The 6,036-nt window shown below is 65.2% G+C and carries 3 protein-coding genes; all 3 read right to left on the bottom strand.

Annotated features, from left to right (window positions below; genetic code table 11):
* Positions 1 to 142 precede the first annotated feature (142 nt).
* The 3 genes from M2S36_RS15780 to M2S36_RS15770 are packed head-to-tail and all read right to left on the bottom strand — an operon-like array spanning position 143 to position 6,031.
* Positions 143 to 1,783 carry a fatty acid--CoA ligase gene (locus tag M2S36_RS15780; protein ID WP_333957435.1) on the bottom strand — a complete coding sequence of 547 codons (1,641 nt, stop codon included), beginning with the start codon at positions 1,781 to 1,783 and terminating at the stop codon, positions 143 to 145.
* A gap of 11 nt (positions 1,784 to 1,794) precedes the next feature.
* On the bottom strand, positions 1,795 to 3,573 hold the full coding sequence (locus tag M2S36_RS15775; protein WP_333957434.1) for an acyl-CoA dehydrogenase C-terminal domain-containing protein: 1,779 nt from the start codon (positions 3,571 to 3,573) through the stop codon (positions 1,795 to 1,797).
* A complete protein-coding gene (locus tag M2S36_RS15770; RefSeq protein ID WP_333957433.1) occupies positions 3,566 to 6,031 on the bottom strand; it encodes an efflux RND transporter permease subunit in 2,466 nt (821 codons plus the stop codon). Before M2S36_RS15770 ends, M2S36_RS15775 begins: the two co-directional genes overlap by 8 nt.
* Between the last annotated feature and the right edge of the window lie 5 nt (positions 6,032 to 6,036).

The raw sequence follows: 6,036 nt of genomic DNA, 5'->3' as shown, positions 1-6,036 counted from the left end.
CCCCACCAGCTGAAGGAGTGTGTTGTACCTGTGGGAGCGGGTTCACCCGCGAACACCGGCGCAGCCGGTGCCATCCACCGCGTCGCCTGCTTCGCGGGCATGCCCGCTCCCACAGGTGCCCATCAGCCAGTCCTGTCAGCGTTCAGAGAAATGCCTGCCGGATCCGCTTCTTGTCGATCTTGCCAACGCTGGTCTTGGGGATCTCGTCCACGCAACGCAGCTGCCGCGGTATCGCCCATTTGTTCAGGTGCCCGCTGTCGACAAACGGCTGCAGGTGCCCGGCCAATGCCGCCTGGTCGAACTGCATGCCGTCACAACGGACCACCAAGGCCAACGGTTGTTCACCCCACTGCGGGTCCGGAATGCCGATCACCGCCACCGACGCGACAGCCGGGTGCTGGCTGATCAGGTTTTCCAGCGCCACCGAGCTGACCCACTCGCCACCGGTCTTGATCACATCCTTGATCCGGTCACGAATACGCACCACACCCGCCGGGTCAATGCAGGCCAGGTCGCCGGTGTGCATCCACCCCCCCAGCCACAACGCGGCGCCCTGCTCCGGTTCGTGCAGGTAGCCCTGGGTCAACCATGGCGCACGCACCACGATTTCACCCAGGCTTTCACCATCGCGGGGCACATCATTGCCTTCAGCGTCGACGATGCGCAGGTCCACCAGGGCAATCGGCACACCGGCATCGATCCGCAGCGGCAACTGTTGCGCCATGGGCAGTGCCAGCAGGTCGGCGCTCAGGTGGGTGATGCTGAGCAGCGGGCAGCTTTCCGACATGCCATAGCCACAATGCACACTGATGCCGCGCTCGCTGGCGCGTTGCGCCAGGCCCAGGGTCAGGGCACTGCCGCCCAGCAGCATTTTCCAGCCGGTCAGGTCGGCGCAGCGCCCTTCCTCGCTGTCCAGCATCATCTGCAGCACCGTGGGCACACAATGGGAGAACGTCACGCCCTCGTCGCGGTACAGACGCACCAGGCGATTGGGCTCGTAACGCCCGGGATAGACCTGCTTGATGCCCAACGCCGTAGCCACATAGGGCACGCCCCAGGCATGCACGTGGAACATCGGCGTGATGGGCATGTAGACGTCGCCGCTGCGCAGTAGCGGCACCTCCCCACAGGCAGCCAGGGTGCCCTGCTCGACCAGGGTATGCAGCACCAGTTGCCGGTGGCTGAAGTACACGCCCTTGGGGTTGCCGGTGGTACCGCTGGTGTAGAACAGCGTGGCCAGAGAGTGCTCGTCGAAATCGGCGAAGTCGAACTGCGGCTCGGCAGCCGCCAGCAGCGCTTCGTACTCGCCCAGCAACGGCACGCCCTGCATCACGGGGCCGCCGTCACCAAGGCGGATGAAGCCCTCGACCGTCGGCAAGTCCTCGCATAACTGCGCCATCAATGGCAGGAAGTCGTCATGCACCAGCACCAGGCGATCCTCGGCATGGTTCATGGTGTAGCGCACCTGCTCGGTGGACAGCCGTACGTTCACCGTGTGCAGCACCGCACCCAGCATCGGCACGGCAAAGAAGCACTCCAGCGCCCGGTGGCTGTCCCAGTCGAGCAAGGCCACGGTGTCGCCAGGCTTGACCCCGGCGGCGGTCAACACATTGGCCAGCCGCTGGATGCGTTCGAGCAGCGTGGTGTAGGTGTAGCGCAGTTTGTCGGCGTAGACGATTTCCTGATTGGGCTGGTAGCGCACGCCCGACAGCAGCAGGCGCTTGATCAGCAGCGGATAGGCGTAGGCCTGCTCGGCCGCGGGCATGACGCGAGTGGTGATCATGTCGGCGGCCTTCACAGTTGCCCGGCCTCGAGCAGGTACAGGCTGTCGCTACCGGCCCTGACGCTGGCGCTCAGCGAGTGAATACGTGGCAGCAGGCGGGCAAAGTAGAACCGCGCGGTACCCAGCTTGCTCAGGTGGAACGGCTCGGGGGCCGCATGGTGTTGGCATGCCACGGCCATGCGTGCCCACAGGTAGGCGTAGAAGGTGTAACCAAACACCTGCAGGTACTCCACCGCCGCCGCGCCAAGCTCGCGCGGGTTGCCCTGGGCCCGGTCGAGCAACCAGTCAGTCAGCTCGTCGAGATTGCGCACGGCGGCCAGCAATGGCGCGCCGAACTCTGCACATGCCGTGGGCAATGCCTCGGCAAAGGTGGTGATTTCGTCGGACACACTGCGATAGGCCTGGCCGCCATCGCCAAACAGCTTGCGCGCCACCAGGTCTAGCGCCTGGATACCATTGGTGCCTTCGTAGATCTGGGTGATGCGGCAGTCGCGGATCAGCTGCTCCTGGCCCCACTCACAGATATAGCCATGACCGCCCAGCACCTGCTGGCCGTGCACGGTGGTCTCCAGCCCCATGTCGGTGAGGAAGGCCTTGGCCACCGGTGTGAGCAGCGCCACCCTGGCTTCGGCCTGGGCGCGCACGACCGGGGCTTCGCTGTATCTGGCCAGGTCCAGCTGCAGCGCCACATAGGTGGAAAAGGCCCGCCCGCCTTCGTTCAGCGCTTTCATGGTCAGCAGCATGCGCCGCACGTCCGGGTGGACGATGATCGGGTCAGCGCTTTGCTGCGGTGCTTCGGCGCCGTTCGGTGCACGGCCCTGCTGGCGGTCACGGGCATAGGCGATGGCACCCTGATAGGAGCGTTCGCCCAGGGCCAGGCCCTGGATACCTACGCCCAGGCGCTCGTAGTTCATCATGGTGAACATCGCGTTGAGGCCTTTGTTCGGCTCGCCCACCAGGTAGCCGATTGCACCGTCGAAGTTCATCACGCAGGTGGCCGAGGCCTTGATGCCCATCTTGTGCTCGATCGAACCGCAACTCACCGCATTGGCCTCACCCAGCGCGCCGTCGGCGTCAACCAGCACCTTGGGCACCAGGAACAGCGAGATGCCCTTGGGCCCGGCGGGCGCATCCGGCAGCCGCGCCAGTACCAGGTGGATGATGTTCTCGGTCAGGTCCTGCTCACCGCCAGTGATGAAGATCTTGGTACCGCTGATGCGATAACGGCCATCGGCAACCGGCTCGGCGCGGGTGCGAATCAGGCCCAGGTCGGTGCCAGCATGCGGCTCGGTCAGGCACATCGAACCGGTCCAGCGCCCTTGGTACATGGGCGGCAGGTACAGCGCCTTCAACGGCTCGCTGGCATGGTTGAGCAGCGCCAGGCAAGCCCCGGCGGTCAGCATCGGGTACAGGCCGAACGACAGATTGGCGGCATTGAGCATTTCTTCGAGCTGGGCGCCGATCACTTTCGGCATGCCCATGCCCCCGTATTCCGGGGCACCGGCCACACCCACCCAACCATCCGCGGCAAATGCCCGGTAGGCATCGGCAAAGCCGTCGGGGGTACGCACCTGGCCGGCCTCCCAGCGGCAGCCCTGCTCGTCGCCACTGCGGTTGAGCGGCGCCACCACCTCGGCAATCAGCCTGCCGGCCTGTTCCAGCACGGCCTGGGCAGTGTCGCCATCGACCTGCTCGGCCAGGGCGGGCGTTTGTGCCCACCAGGCCGGGATGTCGAACACTTCGTTGAACAGAAAATCCATGTCGCGCAGTGGCGCAAGGTAATCAGACATGAGGCGAGCACTCGGTTTCTTGGGTTTGCGGAAGCGGCGTGGCCTGGGCCTCGGCAGGCGCCGGGGCGGCCTGGCCACGCAGGAGGAAATGCGACAATGCAGGGATCAGCACCAGCGCGCCGAGCATGTTCCACAGGAACATGAAGGTCAGCAGCAGGCCCATGTCGGCCTGGAACTTGATCGGCGACCAGGCCCAGCCGACCACGCCGGCCGCCAGGGTAATGCCGACCAGCCCCACCACCCGGCCGGTGAAGGCCACGGCTTTCCGGTAGGCCTGGGCCAGGCTAAGCCCGGTACGCTGGTAGTGCAGCTGCACGCTGAGCAGGTACAGCGCGTAGTCCACGCCTATGCCCACGCCCAGGGCGATCACCGGCAAGGTGGCGACCTTGACGCCAATGCCCATGGCCACCATTAGCGCCTCGCACAGTACCGAGGTGAGCATCAGCGGCAGGATCGCCACCAGCGTGGCGCGCCAGCTGCGGAAGGTGAACAGGCAGAACAGCGTGACCGCCAGGTACACCAGCAACAGCATGCGGTGGTTGGCCTCGCGAACCACCACGTTGGTGGCGGCCTCGATGCCGGCACTGCCGGCGGCCAGCAGGAACTGCTGTTCGGCGCTGCTGTTGGCCTGGGCAAAGCGCTCGGCCACGGCAGCCACCTGGGCCAGGGTGTCAGCGCGATGGTCCTTGAGGTAGGCGATTACCGGCATCAGCGAGCAGTCGTTGTTGAACAGCTCCGGGGCGTTGACCGAGGCCTGCTGGGCGGCGTAGTTGAGCACATCCTGGTTGCGCTGCAGGCTGTTCAGGCGCGGGTTGCCTTCGTAGGTGCCAGCGGTGATCTGGCGCACTGCGTTGGCCAGCGACACGGTGGTCTGCACACCCGGCAATTGCTGCAGCTGCCAGGCCAGGCGGTCGGCAAGGACCAGCGTCTGGTATTGCAGGCAGCCTTCCGGAGCGGTCTTGACCATGACCGCGAAGGTATCGCTGGACAGCGCGTAGTGCTGGGTGATGTAGGCGTTGTCGAGGTTGTAGCGGGAGTCGGCACGCAGCTCGGGGGCACCGCTGTCGAGGTCGCCGATCTTCAATTGCAGGCTGCCCCAGATGCCGATGGCGCCCAAGGCCAGGGCCACCAGCAGTGCGGCGCTGGCCCATTTGCGTTCGGTGAAGCGGTCGAGCAGGCTCCATGGATTGATTGGGGCTGCGTTGCAGCCCCAACGAGCATCAATTTCCAGGGCCCGCTCGGCAGCCTTGCGGCCAACACCTGCGTAAGACAGCGCCACCGGCATCAGCAGCAGCGAGGTGAAGATCAGTACCGCCACGCCGATGCTGGCGGTGATCGCCAGGTCCTGGATCACCGGGATGTCGATCAGCATCAACACGGCAAAACCCACCGCATCGGCCAGCAACGCGGTCACCCCGGCCACGAACAGGCGGCGGAAGGTATAGCGCGCCGCCACCTGGCGGTGGGTGCCACGGCCGATGTCCTGGAGGATGCCGTTCATCTTCTGCGCCGCGTGGGATACGCCAATGGCGAAGATCAGGAACGGCACCAGGATCGAATACGGGTCGATGGCGTAGCCCAGCCAGGCGACGATGCCCAGTTGCCACACCACCGCAGTCAGCGAACACAGCACCACCAGCAAGGTGCTGCGCACACAACGGGTATAGCAGTAGATGATCAGCAGGCTGGTCAGCACCGCCAGGGCGAAGAACGCCATCACCTGGATCAGCCCGTCGATCAGGTCACCCATCAGCTTGGCAAAGCCGATGACATGGATGCGGTACTGGCCGCTGGCCTGGTATTGGCTGCGCAGTTGTTCGAGCTTTTGCGAGAAGGCATGGTAGTCGAGGCCTTTGCCAGTGGCCGAGTCCTGGTCGAGCAGCGGCACGATCAGCATGCTCGACTTGAAGTCGCGCGCCACCAGGCTGCCGACGATGTTGGCGCGCTCGATGTTCTGCCGTAATTGTTCGATGTCACCCGCCACGCCCTGGTAACCGTCGGGCATCACCGGGCCGCCCTGGAAGCCCTCCTCGGTCACCTCGGTCCAGCGCACCGCCGGGCTCCACAGCGACTTCACCCAGGCCCGGTCCACGCCCTGGCTGAGGAACAGTTCGTCGTTGATGTGACGCAGGGTCTGCAGGTAGCCCGGGTCGAAGATGTCGCCCTGGGTGTTCTCTACCACCACCCGCACTGCGTTGCCCAGGCCACGCAGCGATGGGCGGTTTTCCAGGTAGTTCTGGATGTAGGGATGGCTCTGCGGCAGCATCTTGTCGAAACTGGGGCGCAGCTCCAGGCGGGTCAGCGCCATGTAGCCCAGCACCAAGGTCGCCAGCAGCATGCACAGCAGGAACGGCAGGCGATGGTTGAACACCAGGCGCTCCAGGCCGTTGCCCGAGCGTGGGTCGAAATCGTCGAGATTACGGATTACCGGAAGGGTGTCTTGGCGGGTAGCGGCCATCAGGG

Source organism: Pseudomonas sp. SF2 (assembly GCF_036858055.1).
Taxonomy (GTDB): domain Bacteria; phylum Pseudomonadota; class Gammaproteobacteria; order Pseudomonadales; family Pseudomonadaceae; genus Aquipseudomonas.
The sequence above is the reverse complement of the archived record's forward strand: the minus strand, read 5'-3'. Positions and strand labels throughout refer to the sequence as shown.